The 18,440-nt window shown below is 71.2% G+C and carries 14 protein-coding genes; 8 read left to right on the forward strand and 6 right to left on the reverse strand.

Annotation, left to right across the window (positions count from 1 at the left end; genetic code table 11):
* Nucleotides 1-89: 89 nt before the first annotated feature.
* Together HW130_RS20820 and adh are read left to right on the forward strand one after the other, a co-directional pair.
* Nucleotides 90-1,343, forward strand: coding sequence for a GAF domain-containing protein (locus HW130_RS20820; protein WP_177151168.1), 1,254 nt, complete (start codon nucleotides 90-92; stop codon nucleotides 1,341-1,343).
* A 124-nt stretch (nucleotides 1,344-1,467) separates the two neighbouring features.
* A complete protein-coding gene (gene adh, locus HW130_RS20825; protein ID WP_177151169.1) occupies nucleotides 1,468-2,991 on the forward strand; it encodes an aldehyde dehydrogenase in 1,524 nt (507 codons plus the stop codon).
* Nucleotides 2,992-3,203: 212 nt separating this feature from the next.
* Here adh and HW130_RS20830 read toward each other — a convergent pair whose 3' ends face one another.
* Complete coding sequence (locus HW130_RS20830; protein ID WP_177151170.1) at nucleotides 3,204-3,758, reverse strand: hypothetical protein; 555 nt, start codon at nucleotides 3,756-3,758, stop codon at nucleotides 3,204-3,206.
* A gap of 9 nt (nucleotides 3,759-3,767) precedes the next feature.
* Here HW130_RS20830 and HW130_RS20835 point away from each other — a divergent pair, with 9 nt between their 5' ends.
* Nucleotides 3,768-4,283 (forward strand): TetR-like C-terminal domain-containing protein, encoded by a 516-nt coding sequence (locus HW130_RS20835; RefSeq protein WP_177151290.1) that lies wholly within the window; start codon nucleotides 3,768-3,770, stop codon nucleotides 4,281-4,283.
* 205 nt (nucleotides 4,284-4,488) lie between these two features.
* Here the strand turns inward: HW130_RS20835 and HW130_RS20840 are convergent, their stop codons facing one another.
* The 3 genes from HW130_RS20840 to HW130_RS20850 all read right to left on the reverse strand — a co-directional run bounded on the left by HW130_RS20840 (nucleotide 4,489) and on the right by HW130_RS20850 (nucleotide 8,023).
* On the reverse strand, nucleotides 4,489-6,108 hold the full coding sequence (locus HW130_RS20840; RefSeq protein WP_177151171.1) for a cation acetate symporter: 1,620 nt from the start codon (nucleotides 6,106-6,108) through the stop codon (nucleotides 4,489-4,491).
* The gene (locus HW130_RS20845; RefSeq protein WP_177151172.1) at nucleotides 6,108-6,389 is read right to left on the reverse strand and encodes a hypothetical protein; all 282 of its coding nucleotides are present in this window, start codon (nucleotides 6,387-6,389) and stop codon (nucleotides 6,108-6,110) included. Before HW130_RS20845 ends, HW130_RS20840 begins: the two co-directional genes overlap by 1 nt.
* A 332-nt stretch (nucleotides 6,390-6,721) precedes the next feature.
* Complete coding sequence (locus HW130_RS20850; protein ID WP_177151173.1) at nucleotides 6,722-8,023, reverse strand: CdaR family transcriptional regulator; 1,302 nt, start codon at nucleotides 8,021-8,023, stop codon at nucleotides 6,722-6,724.
* Nucleotides 8,024-8,378: 355 nt separating this feature from the next.
* On the opposite strand from HW130_RS20850, the gene HW130_RS20855 reads away from it, so the two are divergent.
* From HW130_RS20855 to HW130_RS20875, 5 genes are read left to right on the forward strand one after another with little or no spacing between them, the layout of a single operon-like run.
* A complete protein-coding gene (locus tag HW130_RS20855; RefSeq protein ID WP_177151174.1) occupies nucleotides 8,379-9,242 on the forward strand; it encodes an ABC transporter ATP-binding protein in 864 nt (287 codons plus the stop codon).
* The gene (locus tag HW130_RS20860; RefSeq protein ID WP_177151175.1) at nucleotides 9,239-10,267 is read left to right on the forward strand and encodes an ABC transporter ATP-binding protein; all 1,029 of its coding nucleotides are present in this window, start codon (nucleotides 9,239-9,241) and stop codon (nucleotides 10,265-10,267) included. The genes HW130_RS20855 and HW130_RS20860 overlap by 4 nt, the downstream gene beginning before the upstream one ends.
* The gene (locus HW130_RS20865) at nucleotides 10,264-11,154 is read left to right on the forward strand and encodes a branched-chain amino acid ABC transporter permease (protein ID WP_177151176.1); all 891 of its coding nucleotides are present in this window, start codon (nucleotides 10,264-10,266) and stop codon (nucleotides 11,152-11,154) included. Before HW130_RS20860 ends, HW130_RS20865 begins: the two co-directional genes overlap by 4 nt.
* Complete coding sequence (locus tag HW130_RS20870; RefSeq protein WP_177151177.1) at nucleotides 11,147-12,406, forward strand: branched-chain amino acid ABC transporter permease; 1,260 nt, start codon at nucleotides 11,147-11,149, stop codon at nucleotides 12,404-12,406. Before HW130_RS20865 ends, HW130_RS20870 begins: the two co-directional genes overlap by 8 nt.
* A complete protein-coding gene (locus HW130_RS20875; RefSeq protein ID WP_177151178.1) occupies nucleotides 12,403-13,656 on the forward strand; it encodes an ABC transporter substrate-binding protein in 1,254 nt (417 codons plus the stop codon). Before HW130_RS20870 ends, HW130_RS20875 begins: the two co-directional genes overlap by 4 nt.
* Nucleotides 13,657-13,790: 134 nt before the next feature.
* On the opposite strand, the gene HW130_RS20880 is transcribed toward HW130_RS20875, so the two are convergent.
* A complete protein-coding gene (locus tag HW130_RS20880; RefSeq protein WP_375256560.1) occupies nucleotides 13,791-14,924 on the reverse strand; it encodes an ABC transporter substrate-binding protein in 1,134 nt (377 codons plus the stop codon).
* Nucleotides 14,925-15,282: 358 nt separating this feature from the next.
* Nucleotides 15,283-18,108, reverse strand: a complete 2,826-nt coding sequence (locus HW130_RS20885; protein ID WP_177151179.1) for a SpoIIE family protein phosphatase/ATP-binding protein — start codon at nucleotides 18,106-18,108, stop codon at nucleotides 15,283-15,285.
* Between the last annotated feature and the right edge of the window lie 332 nt (nucleotides 18,109-18,440).

Raw genomic sequence — 18,440 nt, forward strand, 5'->3', positions numbered from 1 at the left:
GGGACCGCCCGGAACGTCGGGCCGCACGACCGGCGCACGGTCCTTGTCGGACCCCGCCGACCGGGTGACGATGGGCGCGGGAGGGCGATGTGAGCGATCCGTGGGTGGCCCTGGAATCCGGCGCCGATCCGGCCGAACGCAGCGCGGCGCTGCGCCGGGCGTACGACGCCTATGTGACGGGGGGCCGTGTCGAGGTGCCCGTACGGCCCGAGGTGGCGGACTCCTGGCGGCGCTCAGCGCGCGCCCGGGTCAGCCCGGAGGGCATGGCGGGCGTGGACCTCGACGGGGAGGACCTCGGCGCGTACCGGGACAGTCACGCACTGGCCCGGGTGATGCCGGTGATCCGTGAACTGACCGGCGCGTACGCGACGGACGGCGGGCACCTGGTGGCCGTCTGCGACGCCCACGGCCGGCTGCTGTGGGTGGAGGGACCTCCGGCGACGCGCCGGAAGGCGAGCCGGATGAACTTCGTGCCGGGTGCCCGCTGGGCCGAGGCGGTCGCGGGCACGAACGCGCCCGGTACGGCGATCACCGTGGGGCGGCCGGTGCAGGTGTTCGCCGCCGAGCACTTCCGCAGGCCCGTCCAGTCGTGGACGTGCGCCGCCGCCCCGATCCACGACCCGGCCACGGGCCGCGTGCTCGGCGCGGTGGACATCACCGGCGGGGACCAGCTCGCCCACCCGCACAGCCTCGCGTTCGTCGGGGCCGTGGCGCGGGCCGCCGAGTCGCAGCTGGCCCTGCTCGCCCCGCCGCCCGCGGCCGAGGCCCTGCGGCTGACAGCGCTCGGGCGGGACGAGGCGTTGCTGACCGTCGCAGGCCGCAGGCTGCGGCTCAGCCGCCGGCACAGCGAGATCCTCGTCGTCCTGGCCGGCCGCCCCGACGGCATCGGCGGCGACGAGCTGCTGGTCGAGCTGTACGAGGACGAGACGGTCACCCCGGTGACCCTGCGCGCGGAACTGTCCCGGCTGCGGCACCTGCTCGGCCCCGGCCTGCTGCGCTCGCGCCCCTACCGGCTCGCGGCCCCGGTCGACGCCGACTTCGACACGGTGACGCGGCGGCTGGCGTCCGGTGCCGTGACCGATGCGGTGGGGGTGTACGCGGGTCCGCTGCTGCCGACGTCGCAGGCGCCCGCGGTGGTCCGGCTGCGCGGGCGCCTGGAGAACCAGCTCCGTGCGGCGCTGATCGCGCGCGGTGATCCGGCGCTGCTGGCGGACTGGGCGTACAGCACGTGGGGCGAGGCCGACCTGCCCGCGTGGCGGGCGCTGGCGTCCGTGCTGCCGCCCGGCCGGCGGGCGGCTGCCCTGGCGCGCGTGGCGGAGCTGGACGCCTGGCAGCGCGGGTGACGGCCGTGCGGCGGGGACGGCCGCGGAGGCGACGCCGCGCAACCCGGTTGCAACGTTCCGCTTCCTAGCCTCTGCGCAAGCGCCGCCCAACGGCGGGCGGCGCCCCCACCGGGAGGCCCAGGACATGACCCGATACGCAAAGCCGAACGCCGAAGGCTCCGTCGTCTCCTACGCGTCGCGCTACGACCACTGGATCGGTGGCGAGTACGTCGAACCGGCACGCGGCCAGTACTTCGAGAACCCGAGCCCGGTCGACGGCCGCCCGTTCACCGAGATCGCCCGCGGCACGGCCGAGGACGTCGAGCGCGCCCTGGACGCGGCCCACGCGGCGGCGCCGGCGTGGGGCCGCACCTCGGCGGCCGAACGCGCGGGCATCCTGCTGAGGATCGCCGACCGGATGGAGGCGAACCTCGAACAGCTGGCCGTCGCCGAGACGTGGGACAACGGCAAGCCGGTGCGCGAGACGCTGGCCGCCGACATCCCGCTGGCGATCGACCACTTCCGCTACTTCGCCGGGACGCTGCGCGCCCAGGAGGGCTCGCTGAGCGAGATCGACGACGACACGGTGGCGTACCACTTCCACGAGCCGCTGGGTGTGGTCGCGCAGATCATCCCGTGGAACTTCCCCATTCTGATGGCCACATGGAAGCTGGCGCCCGCGCTGGCGGCGGGCAACGCGGTCGTGCTGAAGCCGGCCGAGCAGACCCCGGCGTCCATCCACGTGTGGCTGAGTCTGGTCGCCGACCTGCTGCCGCCGGGTGTCCTCAACATCGTCAACGGCTTCGGCGTGGAGGCGGGCAAGCCGCTGGCGTCGAGCCCCCGGGTCGCCAAGATCGCGTTCACCGGCGAGACCACGACCGGGCGGCTGATCATGCAGTACGCCTCGGAGAACATCAAGCCGGTCACCCTGGAACTGGGCGGCAAGTCCCCCAACATCTTCTTCGACGACGTGTGGGCCGCGGACGACGACTTCCGCGACAAGGCGCTGGAGGGCTTCACCATGTTCGCCCTCAACCAGGGCGAGGTCTGCACGTGTCCGTCGCGTGCGCTGATCCAGCGCGGACGCTACGGGGAGTTCCTGGAGGCCGCGGTGGTCCGCACGGAGAAGATCGTGCCCGGACATCCGCTCGACACGGACACGATGATCGGCGCCCAGGCCTCCAACGACCAGCTGCAGAAGATCCTTTCGTACCTGGACATCGGCCGGCAGGAGGGCGCCAAGATCCTGACGGGCGGTCAGCGCATCGAGTACGGCGGCGAACTGGCGGGCGGCTACTACGTGCAGCCCACGATCTTCGAGGGCGACAACAGGATGCGGATCTTCCAGGAGGAGATCTTCGGCCCGGTCGTCGCGGTCACGTCCTTCACGGACTTCGACGACGCGATCGCGACGGCGAACGACACGCTGTACGGCCTGGGCGCCGGCGTCTGGACCAGGGACGGCAGCACGGCGTACCGGGCGGGCCGGGCGATCCAGGCGGGCCGGGTGTGGACGAACTGCTACCACGCCTATCCGGCGCATGCCGCGTTCGGCGGCTACAAGCAGTCGGGCATCGGCCGCGAGACGCACAAGATGATGCTGGACCACTACCAGCAGACGAAGAATCTGCTGGTGTCGTACTCGCCGAAGAGGCTCGGCTTCTTCTAGAGACAGGAGAAGGGTGCCTGACGTGGGCTTCCGCCCGTCAGGCGCCCTTCACGGCACACTGCTGCGGATGATGCGCCCCGAGATCACGTCCACGAGCGGGTCCTTCAACTGAGCGACGATCCGACTGATCGCGTTGACCAGGGCCCCACGCCATTCTCCGGTTCCCCGGAGTCGAGCGCGGCCTCGGCGTGCTCCAGGAGCCGCGAAGACCGTCAGGGCTCACTGCCGGGCTGCCATTTGTCGAATACCCAGCCTGGGTGGGAAGTGCCGAGGTAGGGCAGGTGCGCGTCCCAGTCCACAGCTGTCAGTGACTGAACCTGTTGCAGCGTGATGCGACGGGCCGAGTCGATGTTGAACCCCCAGGAGAAGCCGACGAGCGGCAGCACACGCCGTTCAGTGTCATCCATCGGTGTCCATGCCAGATAGCTGTGGGCCGTCCAGGCCAGCGGGTCTCGCCTGGCCCGTGACGGTGCGTCAAACAGGGTGGGATTGATGCCGAAGAAGGCGTACGGCGACGGCGCATCCTCGAACAGGTAGAACGGGTCCATGTCGAAGGCGGCCCCGGCGGAGGAGTTGTCCGTCGAACGCACCAGCTGAACCCAGCCGAACAGTGCCCGATAACCCTTGCCCGGACAGTCCACCTCAGCGGTGCAGCACGGGAATCCATCGGCTGAGGGGTGCTTGCCGATCGCAGCAGGATCATCGACGCGCTCCAGCGTCACCGTCACCGCACCCTGCAGGTCGTCGCGTGAGAACGGAATGATCACAACGTCACTCTGCCGCTCGGACACGTCCGCGACAAGGGCCGGGCCAGGGCCAATGCCCCTGCGCCTCCTCGACGGCGACTTCCCACACCGCGCACTGATGCAAGGCACCGACATCCCCACCCGGACGCCGGAGCCGTCGAGAGCGACCTGCGGGCACTCGCGCGGGCGCTCGCGCAAAGCATGACAGGCCCGGTTGGCAGGGCGGTGCAGACCGCGATGCACTCCGACGCGGGCCGGCTGCCGGAGATCGCCGAGGCGCGGCGGCGGCTCTTCGCCGACCGGTTCCGGCGTGCCGAGCCCGTGATCACCCGCGCCATCGAGCGAGGCGAACTCCCGGCGGAGACCGATCCGGTCGAGCTGCTCAAAACGCTGGCCGCACCGATCTACTTCCGGTTGCTGGTCAGCGCTGAGCCGATCGAGGAGGGCACCGCCGACCAGGCCGTGCGGATCACGCTCGCCGCCGCCCTGACACAGGGCTCCGCCGTAGCCGTCAAGGCGACCGAAGCGGACGCAGGTCAGGCATGAACAGTCGAACCAGCGGGACCGTATGGATCCGGGTCAGCGGAGAAGGAACCCGCCCGCACTGTCGACGGGCCGTACGTGACCGGTGGCTGATCGGGATGCGGCGCCTGCGCCGGCGTATCGGCGACGTCGCCGCAGGCTGCACGCGGCACGGGGGCGGCGGCCGGTGGAGCGTGGGAGGGGCTCCGCCGGCCGCCGCTTCCGTGCGTCAGGCCCTGACGGGCTGCTCCGGCAACGCGGCCGCACGCCGCTGTCCCGTGACGCTTCCCAGCCAGCCGAGCAGGAACGCGGCGGGCAGCGACACCAGGGCGACCGTCTGCAGCGGGAACCAGGCGATGTCCCACTCGGGGAACAGCGCCATCGGGCTGCCGGAGAAGATGGGGCTCAGGACCTGGAGTCCGATCGCGCAGCAGAGACCTCCGTACAGCGTCCACAGCAGCCCCCTGCGCGTGAATCCGCGCCAGAACAGCGAGTACACCAGCGCCGGGAGCAGGCAGGAGCTCGCCACCGCCAGGGAGATCGTGGACAGGAAGCCCATGTTCCACCCCTGCACCCACACCGCGAGGCAGATGCTCAGCACCCCGACCAAGGCGGACGCGATACGGGCCGCGGCCACCTCCCGGCCCTCGGTCGTGCGCCCGCGGCGGACGACGTTGGTGACGAGGTCGTGGGCGACCGAGCCGGCGGCCGCCAGCGTCACGCTCGCGACGACTGCCAGCGTGGTGAGGAACACCGCGCAGGAGACCAGCACGACGAGCCATGCCTCGCCGGTCTGCGCCGACGAGCCGCCCGCCAGATCGGCGGTGAGCATCAGCAGGCTGCTGGTGGCCCCGGGGTCGGCGGCGAGGATCCCCGGGGCGCCGATCAGCGCCGCGGCCCCGAATCCCAGCACGGTGGTGAGCAGGCAGATGGCACCGACGATGGCGATGGTGTGGCGGACCGTACGGCGTGCCGCGGCGGCGTCGGGCGCGGTGTTGAGCTGGGTGGCGACATGGGGCATGCATGCGACGCCCAGCACCACGGTGATCATCAGACCGATGAAGTCGAGCGTCCCCTCGACCGGGCTGCTGGCGGCGAACCGCAGGCCCGGACGCATATAGCCCTCGGGACGGCCGCTGCCCCGCCCGGCGGCCTCGATGAGGGAGTCGGGGCTCCAGTTGAAGCGGTGGAGCAGCACCGCCGCCACGGCCACGGCCATGGCGAGCAGGATCACCGTCTTGAGCACCTGGATCGCGATCATGCCGCGCATCCCGCCGAAGGCCGTGGCGCAGACGACGAGGGTGCCGATCATGACGATGGCGGTCTGCTCGGCGCCGGGACCGGACAGGCCGAGCAGCATGGCGGTGGTCCTGCCCGCGCCGGAGAGCTGGACGATCAGATACGGGACGCACGCGCTCAGCGTGACGACGGCGACCGCGATCCTGACCGCGGGCCCCGGGGTCCGCAGGGCGAACGTGTCGCCGAGGGTGTAGGTGCCGCGTTCCCGCAGCGGGCCGGACAGCAGGAGCAGGACGCCGAGCGACAGCACGGTGCACATCGCGATGAACAGGCCGTCGAAGCCGAAGACCGCGACGGCTCCCGTCGTGCCGAGCACGGTCGCGGCGGAGAGGTAGACGCCGGTGAGGACGAGGGCGCCCTGGACGGGCCGCAGCCTGCGGCCCGCCGTGTAGAAGTCGTCGACCCGGTCCCGCTCGGGGCCGTTGAGCACGCAGATGAACAGGATCGGGACGATGAACGCGAGGAAGCCGACGAGAACCCAGGAGCGGGTGCCCGTGTCCAGGTCGAGGGTGCCGGGATCGCCTGCGGCGAGCATGACCTGAGGAAGCATCAGTGCTCCTCCTCCGACTCGTACGCGGCCCTCTCCTGGGCGGCGCGGTCGTAACGCGCCGCCGTCCACAACAGGAGCGAGCCCTGCGCGAGAAGCGCGACGACGCCGAGGTTGACCTGTCCGGCGACACGGGTGGCCAGCAGGTCCTCTGCGGCGCAGGCAAGCAGGAGATGGACCGCGAAGGTCAGTCCGTTGACGAGCGCGAAGGATCTGCCCGGCCGGTGGGGCCGGGGTCTTTGATGGAACGCGGGGGTGTACTGATGGGCGTGCTGATGGGCCATGGAGCTCTCCTGGCGGCAAGGGATGCGCGTGCATCGCCTCGCTCGGGCGATGCATGGCGAGGGCATTGCCCCTGACGGCACTGCCCCCTGATGAGGGCTCACCAGAGCACGTACCGACCGGTCAGTCCATGCGCTTCGGGCACCCCGTTGTCCGTTCCCAACGCCGTAGGGGCGCGACTGTGCTGGTGCCCATTCGGCCATCCGCGGTAAGGAATCCGGCCACGGTGATACGCGTGCGGGGAGCTGTCCACCGCCGTGAAGCCGTACGCGTGCCAAATGGCAGTACTCCCGTGCGTACCACGCGTGCCGGACGGGCGTACCGCCGTGCGGCTTCAGCTTTCCGGGTCGGAGTCCCAGGCGTCCCCGCAGCCGAGGACGGCCGCCGGCCCGAGCAGCTGGAGTGTGTCGAAGGCGAGCGTGAGCCGTACGAGATCGCGGGGGCGGGACAGTTCGAGACCCGTGATCTGCTCGAAGCGGCGCAGCCGGTTCAGCACCGTGTTGCGGTGGCACAGCATGTGCCGGGCCGCCTGGACCGCGGAGCCGCCCTTCTCGATCCACACTCCGAGCGTGTCGATCAGCGTTTCGCGGTCGGCGGGCTCCAGGACGTACAGCGGCCGGAGCACCCGCAGGGCCAGCTCGGCGGACAGGTCCGGCCGTGAGACCAGCAGACCGTCGGGCAGACGGGCGTCGAGCCGGGCGACCTCCCCGTCCGCGCGGCAGGTGCGCAGGGCGAGTCCGGCCATCTCCCTCGCCCGGGGCAGGTTCTCCAGCCCGTGGACGACGGGGCTGATGCCGATGCGCATGCCGGGTCCGGCGTCGAGGGCGGAGGCGAGCGCGTCGAGTGGGTGGTCGCCGAGGTGGGCGACGAGCACATCGCGCTGTGCGCCGGCGTGGCGCAGGACGCGCATGCCACGGATCTCCGGGACGGCGTCGGGTGCACGGCCGAAGGGCGGCGTGGCCCGCAGCTCCGCCACCGCGAAGCGTCCGTCGGGCGGCAGATTGAGGATCGACGCGGCGTCCTGGATGAACGCCGGGTCGTTACGGCTCTCCAGGACGGCGGCGAGGATCAGGCGCACCCGCTCGTTGTGCCGGCTGGCCACGCCCGTGGCGACGTGGCGGTAGGCGTCGGCGACCAGGACGGCGTCGCGATTGTTCATCTTCCACACCAGCTCCGCCACGCGCACGAGGTGACGCTGGTCGCCGAGCCCGTCCCGCTCCACGACGCTGATGATCCCGTTCCAGACCTCCGAGCCGGCGACCCGGAAGGCGTGCATCACCTCGTCGAGGGGGCGGCCCTCCTCGGCACGGCGTATGCCGAGCTCACGGGTGTATCGCTCGATGTCCACGATGCGGCCCGGATCGAGGGCGGCCTCCAGCCCGAGGCGGATGCCGGTGTGCGCGGACTGCTTGAGGTCGGGCGGCGAGAGTACCGGGTCGGCATAGTGCGGCACCTCGGTGCGGATCTGGTGCACCACGGAGTCGGTGAAGGAGGCGCCCTGCACAAGAAGGCGCCGGCAGGCGTGGTCGAACAGCTGGAGCGGCGAGGAGTCGGCGGCGGCTTGGGGCAGCGGACCGACGGTGGAGACGGTGGTGACGCGGGGGCGGACCGCGCCACGGACGGAACTGGTGTGCATGGACCCTCCAGACGGACGGGGCGTGCAAGGACACCACGGCGGGTCGCCATGTCTTGTGCTGCGCGGGGCGCAGGTACGGGTGCTCCACCGGTCGGCGATCGGCGTGTGGCGGCGGCGCACCCTTCAAGGAATCCACATGCTAAGCAGTCGGTCATCCTTTGGGGCGAGACCTCCGCCAAATCGTGATGATCCACGCACAGGAGGAGGTACGGATTGTGCCCCCTCACAAGCGGGCCGGTCGCCGGCTGGGAACTGACAGCGGCTCGTTCCCAGCCCATGGACGCCCTGCCCCCGCCGTGTTCTCGTAGCGCTCCAGTCCGGCGCCCGTTCGCCGAGGAGCAAGGAGAACGCCCTGATGAGCCCACCAGAGACCGAGGCCGGGACCCTCCGGGTCAGCGATCTGCACGTCAGCTACGGACGGTCCGTGCAGGCGCTCCACGGGGTGTCGCTGACCGTCCCGCAGGGCCGGATTGTCGCCGTGCTCGGCTCCAACGGCGCGGGCAAGTCCACACTGCTCCGGGCGGTCTCCGGGACCCTCGCGCTGCACCGCGGCACGGTCGACAGCGGCACCGTGCACTTCGACGGCGTACGGCTGAGCGGCGACGCCGCCCGGGCAGTCGCCGCCGGGGTGGTGCAGGTGCCCGAGGGTCGGCGGATCTTCGGCGCCCTGTCCGTGGAGGACAACCTCAGGGCCGGGTTCCTCGGGTCGGCACGCCGCTCGCGCGCCGAGCTGCGAGCCGCCCGCGAGCGTGTCTTCACGCAGTTCCCGGTACTGGCCGAACGTCGGCGGCAGGCTGCCGGGCTGATGTCCGGCGGAGAGCAGCAGATGCTCGCGATGGGCCGCGCGCTGATGGCCGGGCCGAGCTTGCTGCTCCTCGACGAGCCCTCGCTGGGCCTCGCGCCCCTGATGGTCCGGCGCATCGCGGAGATCATCCGCGAGATCAACGCCCAGGGGACCTCGATCCTGCTCGTCGAGCAGAACGCCGCCATGGCCCTGGAACTGTCCGACCGCGCGTCGGTGCTGGACGTGGGCCAGGTGCGGCTGGAGGGGGCCTCGGCCGATCTCGCCGCGGCGGACGAGGTGCGGCGGCTGTATCTGGGCGAGACCCACGAGACCGGCTGCGGCGCGCCCGACGCCGACGCGCGGTACGCGACGTCCGCGAGCACTCCGTCCGTGACCGGACCGGGACTGACCGAACTTGGCAGGTGGAACGGATGAGCATCGACGCGACGGCCGCCACCCCCGAGGCCGCCACGACCCCCGGACCGGACACGGGGCCCGACCCGGTCCCGGCCCTCACGGTCGAGAACCTGACCGTGCGCTTCTCCGGCCTCGTCGCCCTCGACGACCTGTCCTTCACGGTCCGGCCCGGCACGATCCACGCCCTCATCGGTCCCAACGGCGCGGGCAAGTCCACCTGCTTCAACGTCATCTCCGGCGTCTACCGAGCCACCGCCGGAAGCGTCCGGTACGCGGACCAGGACCTCACCCGCCTCGCACCCCACCGCATCGCGCAGCTCGGCGTCGCCCGCACCTTCCAGAACATCGTGCTCACCCACGGGACCGTCGCCGACAACCTCATGCTCGGCCGCCACCGGCTGACCCGGGCGGGCTTCACGGCGAGCGCGCTGCGACTGCCGCACACGGTGCGCGAGCAGCGCCGCCACCGGGAGCGGGCGGCTGAGATCGCCGACTTCCTGGGTCTCGGCCCCGCGTTCGACAAGCCGGTCGGCGGGCTTTCGTACGGCGACCGCAAGCGGGTGGAAATGGCGCGCGCGCTGTGCATGGAGCCGCAGTTGCTGCTGCTCGACGAGCCCGTCGCCGGCATGCACCCGACCGAGCGCTCGGCGATGGCCGAGACGATCGCCCGGGTCCGTGACGCCCTGAACATCTCGATCCTCATCGTCGAGCACGACATGGGCCTGATCATGCGGATCGCCGACTCGGTGACGGTGCTCGACTTCGGCCGGCTCATCGCGGACGGACCGCCCGAGCGCATCCAGAACGACCCGGCCGTCATCAGCGCGTATCTCGGCACCCCGGTCCAGGAGACAGAGCCGGGTCCTCAGCCCGGCCCGACACGCGAACCAGAACCCGGTCCGGCACCCGATCCAGAGCCCATCCCGGCACCCGAGCCGGGGCAGGAGAGCGAACCGGACACCGAGCCGGACCCGGAACCTGCCACGGCCGCCGCCTCGGACCCCGCCAAGGACACCGAGCGCGACTCGGAGGAAGAATCATGATCAAGCTCACTGAAACCGTCCTCAACGGACTCGCGCTCGGCTCCGTCTACGCGCTGATAGCCCTGGGCTTCGTCGTGATCTTCAAGGCGTCCGGCGTCATGAACTTCGCGCACGGCTCCCTGCTGCTCTTCGGCGGCTATGCCACGGCCCGCCTCCACGACGCCATCGGGTTCATCCCCGCCGTCCTCGTCGGCGCCGCGCTCGCCGCAGCGCTGGCCGGCCTGGTGCAGCTTCTGGCCACCCGCGGCCTGCGCGGCGCGGAGATCCACACGCTGACGATCCTCACCATCGGCGTGGACGTCCTGCTCAGCACCGAACTCAACCGGCAGATCGGCGCCGACTACCTCACCATGGGCGACCCCTGGGGCGCCGATGTGACCCGGCTCGGCAGCATCACCGTCGCCGACGCGCGGATGGCGAGCATCGTCGTCGCGGTCGTCGTCATCACCGCCTTCTTCGCCGCCTTCCGTTGGTCCCGCTGGGGCCTGTCCATGCGGTCCGCGGCCGCCGACCCGGAAGCCGCGGCGCTGATGGGGATACGACTGGACCGCGTACGCCTCATCGCCTGGTGCGTCGCCGGGGCACTGGCCGCCATCGCCGCCGTGTTCCTCGCCGCCTTCCCCGCACCGGGACTCGACCGTACGACCAGTCACATAGCCCTGAGTGCCTTCCCCGCGGCGATCCTCGGCGGCATGGACTCGGCCGTCGGCGCTCTCGTCGGAAGCCTGGTGATCGGCCTCACGGCGGCGATGGCCGCCGGCTACCAGAACGAACTGAGCGTCCTGGGTGCCGGATTCTCCGATGTGGCCCCCTACCTCGTGATGGTGCTCGTGCTCCTGGTCAGGCCCACCGGTCTCTTCGGATCGAAGGAGCTGACCCGTGTCTGACACCCGCGCCGTCACCGAAACCACCGGCGACACCACCGAAAGCACGGACACCGTGACGGCCTCCGCCGCCGCTGCCCCCGATTCCCCGTCCGCCCCCGGCAGGTGGTCCGGCAAGGTCTTCCCGCGCGGGCGGCGTGCGGCCACCCTCGCCGCAGGCGTGCTGGTCCTGCTGGCCCTGCCCTTCTACGTCACCTCGTTCTGGCTCCAGACGGGCCTGTTCGCCATGGCCGCCGTCATCGGCGCCATCGGGCTGAACCTGCTCTCCGGGACGACCGGACAGCTCTCCCTCGGCCACGCCTTCTTCCTCGCCGTCGGCGCGTACGGCTATGTGTGGCTGGCGTCCGAGCCGTCCGGCACCGGCTCCAGCAGCCTGTACGGTCTCGGGCTCCCGCCGGTCCTCGCCTTCGTGCTCGCGATCGTGCTCGCCGGAGCGGCGGGCGGCCTGTTCAGCCCCATCTCCGGCCGGCTGCGCGGCATGTACCTGGGCATCGCCACCCTCGCCCTGGTCTTCCTCGGCCATCACATGATGCTCAACGCCCCGCATGTCACCGGCGGCTTCAACGGCCGTTCCGTACCGCCGCTGGACATCCTCGGCTTCTCCTTCACCGACACCTCCCCCGACGGGCTCGCCGTCCTCGGCGTCCCCTTCGGCGGGCTGGAGCGCCTGTGGTACGCCGGCCTGGCCCTGGTGGCCGTGGCCTGGCTCGCCGCCCGCAACATCCTGCGCGGACGCCCCGGCCGCGCCCTCGGCGCCGTACGCGACAGCGAGGTCGCCGCCGCCGTGATGGGAGTCCATCTCACCCGCTACCGCGCCTCCGCTTTCATCGTCTCCTCGATGTACGCGGGTGCCGCCGGCGCCCTGCTGGCCCTGGTGTTCAAACGCGTCGTCCCCGACCACTTCGGCCTGCTGCTGTCCATCGACTACCTCGCGATGATCGTCATCGGCGGCCTCGGCTCGGTAGGCGGCGCGGCCTGCGGCGCGGTCTTCGTCGCCCTGATCCCCCACCTGCTCACCAAGTACGCCGACGACCTACCCCTGCTCACCGCTCCCGGCACCACGGGATCCGGCGTGTCCCCGGGCGACGCGGCCCGCTACCTCTACGGCACCGCGATCGTCCTCGTCCTGATCTTCGCCCCCGGCGGCCTGGCCGGACTGGCCCACAGACGGCCGCGCCGCAAGGGCGACGGCTCCCCCCGCACCCGGCGTTTCCCTCTGCGCACCCGCACCACCCCGAAGGAGCACACCCCGTGAGAAACACCCGACTTGCCCCGGCCGCAGCCGTCATCGCCGCACTCGCCCTGAGCGCCACGGCCTGCAGCACCAAGAGCGGTACCAACGCGGACAACGCCGGCAGCGACGGCATCAAGACCGGCCCCGGAGTGACGGAGAAGACCATCACCCTGGGCGCGCTGACCGACCTCACCGGCCCGTACGCCTCTCTCGGCAAGAGCATCGTCAACGCCCAGCAGCTGTACGTCGACCAGCTCAACGCCTCCGGCGGCATCTGCGGCCGGACCGTCAAGATCACCGTCAAGGATCACGGCTACGACGTCCAGAAGGCAGTGTCCGCGTTCACCGAGACCGAGCCGAACGTGGCCGCCGTGTCCCAGATGGTCGGCTCCCCGGTGGTGTCCTCACTGTCACAGGAGCTCGAGTCCAAGCACCTGCTCACGTTCCCGATGGCCTGGGCCTCCACCCTGCTGGGCCGCGAATACGTCCAGGTGGTCGGCTCCACCTACGACATCGACATGATCAACGGCGTCGACCACGTCGTCCGTACGTCCAAGTTGAAGGCGGGCGACAAGATCGGCCACGTCTACTTCGAGGGTGAGTACGGCGAGAACGCGCTCGCCGGTGCCACCTACGCGGCGAAGAAGGCGAAGCTGACCGTCGTCGGGCAGAAGATCAAGCCCACCGACCAGGACCTGACCGCCCAGGTCACCGCGCTCAAGCAGGCCGGCGTCAAGGCGATCCTGATCAGCGCCGGTCCGCGTCAGACGGCCGCCCTGGTCGGCACCGCCGCCGCCGCGGGCTTCACCGTCCCGGTCCTGACCAGCTCGCCGGGCTTCGCCCCGCAGCTGATGGCGACCCCGGTCGGCCCCGCCCTGGAGAAGATGCTCCAGGTGGTGAGCCCCGCCGCGGCGTTCACCGACAACCCCGCCATGCAGAAGCTCGCCAAGGACTACAAGGCGAAGTACCCGAAGGACCTGCTCGACCCGGGTGTCGTCAGCGGCTGGAACGCGATCAGCGTCCTCGGCGAGGACCTCAAGGCGGCCTGCAAGGCGAAGGACCTGACGCGCGAGGGCATAGCGGCGGCCCACCGCAAGCAGTCCAAGCTCACCGTGCTCGGTGTGCCGCTGAACTTCTCGGACCGCACCAAGCCGGCGACGTACCAGTCCTTCATCCACAAGCCGGCGAAGACGGCCCCCGGCGGCCTCGTGAACGTCGAACCGGCCCACGAGGTTCCTGCGGCGAAGACCTACAGCCTGCCCAAGGGCTGAGCCGCCCCGACGGTCCGGATGCTGACCGGCAGGTCAGCATCCGGACCGGGAGGAATGCCCTTCCGGTCCCTCGGCTCCCCCCGATTCAGGGGGAGTTCCCGGGGACCGGACTCGTGATCCCTCAGGTGATGGGTTCAGCCTCCTACGGCCTTCGCCCAGCCCCGGTCGACCGTCACCCTCGCCTTCTCCAGTTGCGCGTCCGTGGGGAACTGGGGCTCCCCCTCGACCGTCGGCAGTTTTGCCGCGGCGTCCTCGTCGAGGGTGCCGTCCTCGCGCATGGTCTCCATCAGTACCGGGCGGGCGTAGCCCTTGAGCCGGAGGTTCTGGCCCGTCGCGCTGAAGAGATACTCCTGCCACAGGCGGGCCGCCGCCGGGTGCGGGGCGTTCTTGTTGACGGCCAGGGCGTAGTACTGGGCGAAGCTGCCGTCGAAGGGGATCGCGACCCGCCAGTCCACACCCTTGTCGCGGAACCGGTCCGAGTAGTCGAGGTTGACGTAGTCCCAGTCGATGCTGATGGGTGTCCTGCCGGTCTCCACCGCGGCCGAGGTCGACTCGACGGGGTTGAAGTTGCCTCGGTCGTTCAGCTCGGCGAAGAAGTCGAGGCCGGGGCGGATGTCGTCGAACGACCCCCCGTTCGCGAGGGCGGCCGCGTAGACGCCGGCGAAGGCGGTGTTGGAACGGGTGGGGTCGCCGTCGAGCGAGACTTTCCCCTTGTACCGGGGCTCCAGCAGATCGGCGAAGGTCCGGGGGCAGGGCTTGACGCGGTTGGCGTCGCAGCCGATGGAGATGTAGCCGCCGTAGTTGTTGTACCAACGGGCCTCGCTGTCCTTCTGGTTGTCCGGGATCGAGTCGTACGCTGCGACCCTGTACGGCGCGAGCAGGCTCTGCCGGGTCGCTGTCCGGGCGAACGTGTCCCCCACATCGATGACGTCGGGGGCGTCGGCGCTCTTCCCGCTCTTTTTGATGGCGTCGATCTCGTCCTGGCTGGATCCCTGGGGATCGTCGACGGTGACCTTGATCCCGTACTTCTTCTCGAAGTCGTCGATCAGACCGCCGTAGTCGGCCCAGTCGCGCGGAAGCGCGATCGCGTTGAGCGCGCCCTCGTCCTGCGCCGCGGCGATCAGCTTGCTCATGCCCCCCGCCTCCTCTGCCGAGGTGGCCACCGACGGCTTCACGGGTGTGGCCTTCGGCGTCTCGGCGCAGGCGCTCAGGACCAGGAGGGTGAGGCAGCCTGCGGCGGCCGCTGTTCGGACACGAGGTGCAGTCACGATGGCTCCAGGACGCTGAGGGTCGGGAAAACGCGGGGGCGGGCACGAGCGGTTGTCACCGGGGCAGGTCCGGCTTTCGCCGGATGAGACGCGTCCTCGGGGTGACGAGCAGTGGCGCTGAGCGGTCTTGCGACGAGATGCGGCGGGTGGCATCCGCGGCGGGGCGCCACGGTCCCGGCACATACCCGAACAGTTGGTTCAGGCAGCCGCGATGCTCCGAGGGCGCAATCCGGCTCGGCGCCGCCTCCGGCCGCCGCACCGATCGTTCCGGCCGGAGGCACGGCGGCGGGCCGAAAGCCGTGACCCCGCCCGTGGGGCGTGACGGGCGAGCGGTCGTACGGCGACTTCGCGATGCCCCTCACCGTGCCGCGCCGTTCTGTTCCCCGCCTTCGCCGGAAAGCGGCGCCTCCTCGTCGAGCAGGATCTCGGCGAGTCCTTCCACCGAGGGGCCGGCGGCGCCGTGGAGGGACAGCTCGGCCCAGATGACCTTTCCGGTGGGCGTGTAGCGGGTGCCCCAGCGTTCGGCGAAGCGGGCCACAAGGAAGAGTCCGCGGCCGCCCTCGTCGGTGACCTTGGCCCGCCGCAGTCGTGGTGAGGTGCTGCTGCCGTCGGAGACCTCGCAGATCAGGACTCGGTCACGGAGGAGCCGGACGGTGATGGGCTCGGTGCCGTACCGGATGGCGTTGGTGATCAGCTCGCTGAAGACGAGTTCGGCGGCGAAGTCGATCTGCTCGAGGCCCCATTCCTGGAGCCGCCGGACACAGGCAGCGCGGACCGGGGCGACCGCCGCCGGATCGCGGGGCACCTGCCATTCGGCGATCCGGGTGGGATCGAGCCGGTGTGTGCGGGCCACCAGCAGCGCGATGTCGTCACGGGGCCGGTCCGGCATCATGGCGTCGACGACCGCGGCACAGGTGTCCTCCGGGGAACGGTCGGGTCCGGCCAGCGCGTCGCGCAGGGCCCTCATGCCGACGTCCAGGTCACGGTGCCGGTCCTCGATCAGCCCGTCGGTGTAGAGCACCAGCCGGGAGCCCTCGGGAACGGTCAGCTCGGCGCTCTCGTCGGGCAGTCCGGTCCCGAGGCCGAGCGGCGGGGAGATCGGCAGCTCGGGGAAGTCCACGCTCCCGTCGGGGTGGACCACCGCCGGTCCCAGATGGCCGGCGGTGGCGACCGCCAGTTGCCCGGAGGCGGGATCGTATACGGCGTACAGGCAGGTCGCGCCGGTGATCCCCTGACCTTCCCCGTCGGCGGCGGCCTCGTCGCTGTCGATCTGGGTCACCAGTTCGTCAACGCGGCCGAGCAGTTCCTCCGGCGGGATGTCCAGGACGGAGAAGTTGTGCACGGCGGTGCGCAGTCGTCCCATGGTGGCCGCCGCGTGCAGACCGTGCCCCACGACGTCGCCGACGACCAGCGCGACCCGGGCACCCGACAGCGGGATGACATCGAACCAGTCCCCGCCCACCCCGGCCCGGGCGGGCAGATAGCGGTAGGCCACCTCCAAGGCCGTCTGCTCGGGCACCCGGCTGGGCAGCAGGCTGCGCTGCAACGTGACGGCCATGGTGTGCTCGCGGGTGTAGCGGCGGGCGTTGTCGATGCACACCGCCGCCCGGGCGGCCAGCTCCTCGGCGAAGGACACGTCCTCCTCCTCGAACGGCGGGCTGGCGTTCGCCCGCCAGTAGTGGGCCGCTCCGAGCACCACCCCCCGGGCGCGCAGCGGGACGAGGATCAGGGAGTGGATGCCGTGGTCCAGTACCCGGCGGGCGCGGTGGGGGTCCTGGGCCCGCCAGCCCTCGGAGGCGCTCAGGTCCTCCACCAGGACCGCTCGGCCGTCGGTCGCGCCCGCGGCCATGGGGTGGGCGGCGACGAAGCGGATCAGCTGGCCGGCCGGGTACAGCAGATGGTCCCCCTCCAGGCCGACGACGGCGGTGCGGCGCATCTCGGTGCTCACGCCGGAGGGCTCCTCACCGCGCAGGACCGGGTCCAGGAGCTCGACGGTGGCGACGTCGGCGAAGCGGGGGACCGCTACCTCCGCGAGTTCCTCGGCGGTGCGCGTGACATCCAGGGTGGTCCCGATCCGCACGCCGGCGTCGTAGAGCAGCTCCAGCCGTTGACGCGCGGTCTCCGCTCTGCCGGAGAGAGCCTGCAGTTCGGTGGTGTCCCGCAGCGTCACCACCCTGCTCGCCCGGGCCTGGGGAGCGGTGAACCGCTTGTTGACGGCGAGGAGCCGGTCAGCCGCCAGGTGCACCTCGTCGGTGGCCGGGCGATCGGACGTGAGCAGCCCGGCGAGGTCGGCGTTCAGCCCCAGCGCGCTCACCTGGCGACGTTCCGCATCCTCCGGGAGGTCCAGCAGGCGGCGGGCCTCGTCGTTGGCCAACAGCAGGCGGCCGTCACCCCCGACGATCAGCACTCCTTCCCGTACGGCGTGGAGGACCGCATTGTGGTGCTCGTACATCCGCGTCATCTCGGCGGGGCCCAGGCCGTGGGTCTGCTTCTGGAGGCGACGGCTCACCAGTGCCGATCCGCCCGCGGCGAGGGCGAGTGCCCCGGTCGCGACCCCGAACAGGACCGGCAGTTGCTGGTTCACCCGGTCCTGCACGTTCCCCACAGTGACGACGCAGGAGACGATGGCGACGGCCGAGTTGCCGTTGTCCTCGACGGGGACGGCCGAGATCACGGAGAGCCCCAGGGCACCCTGGAAGGTCCTGGTGAACGACTTTCCTGCCGCCGCTTCCGCGTAGGGGCCGATGACGTGCTTTCCGATCTGCTTCGGGTCGCTGTGGGTGAGGGTGATCCCGTCCGGCCGGTAGACGATGACGGCGTCGACGCCGGCGGCCCTGCGAACCGCCTCGGCGCTCGGCTGCAGCACCGCCGTGGGGTCGGGACTCTCCAGTGCCGCGAGGAGCCCTGGTGATTTCGCGAAGGTCTCGGCCGCGGTGAGCGTCCGGTTCCGGGCGTCCGCCATGCTGTCGCGGCGCGCCTGCAGTAGGAGGGCCACCAGCGCGGCAACGACGACCAGCACCACAACCGCCAGCTGCAGGAGGAACACCTGGCCGGCGAGGCTGCGCACGCTCAGCAGGGAGCGCAGGCGCCGCAGCGACCGCCGCGCGCTCCACCTACCGGGCGCCTGATCACTCCCGGGCGACTTGGGCGATCTACGCCCGATTCGCCCCAAAAATTTATGCATGGAACATTTCTATCGCTCTCGGCTACCGATCACGGGGCGATCGGGGGAGGACGGTCACGGTGGAACCGCCGGGCGTCTCGGCCCGCCGCGCCCGGACGGGCATCCGGCCCCGAAGTCGCCTGCCGGAAGTCGGGCGCGCGCGTGATCCGGTCCCGCAACCTCCAGCAAGGAAGTGGCGTGGCGGGTACGAGGTCCGCTACGTCGTCCACGTCCCGGTCCGCGAGGGACACCGCACCCCCACCGGTCGCCTGCCGCTGCGCAGGATCCACTCATGGTCGTCGTGGGCGGCCTGCGCACAGGTTCGCGCCCAGCGCGGTCCCCGGCCACTCGCG

Origin of the sequence: Streptomyces sp. PKU-EA00015 (assembly GCF_013387495.1) — a bacterium.
Lineage (GTDB): Bacteria > Actinomycetota > Actinomycetes > Streptomycetales > Streptomycetaceae > Streptomyces.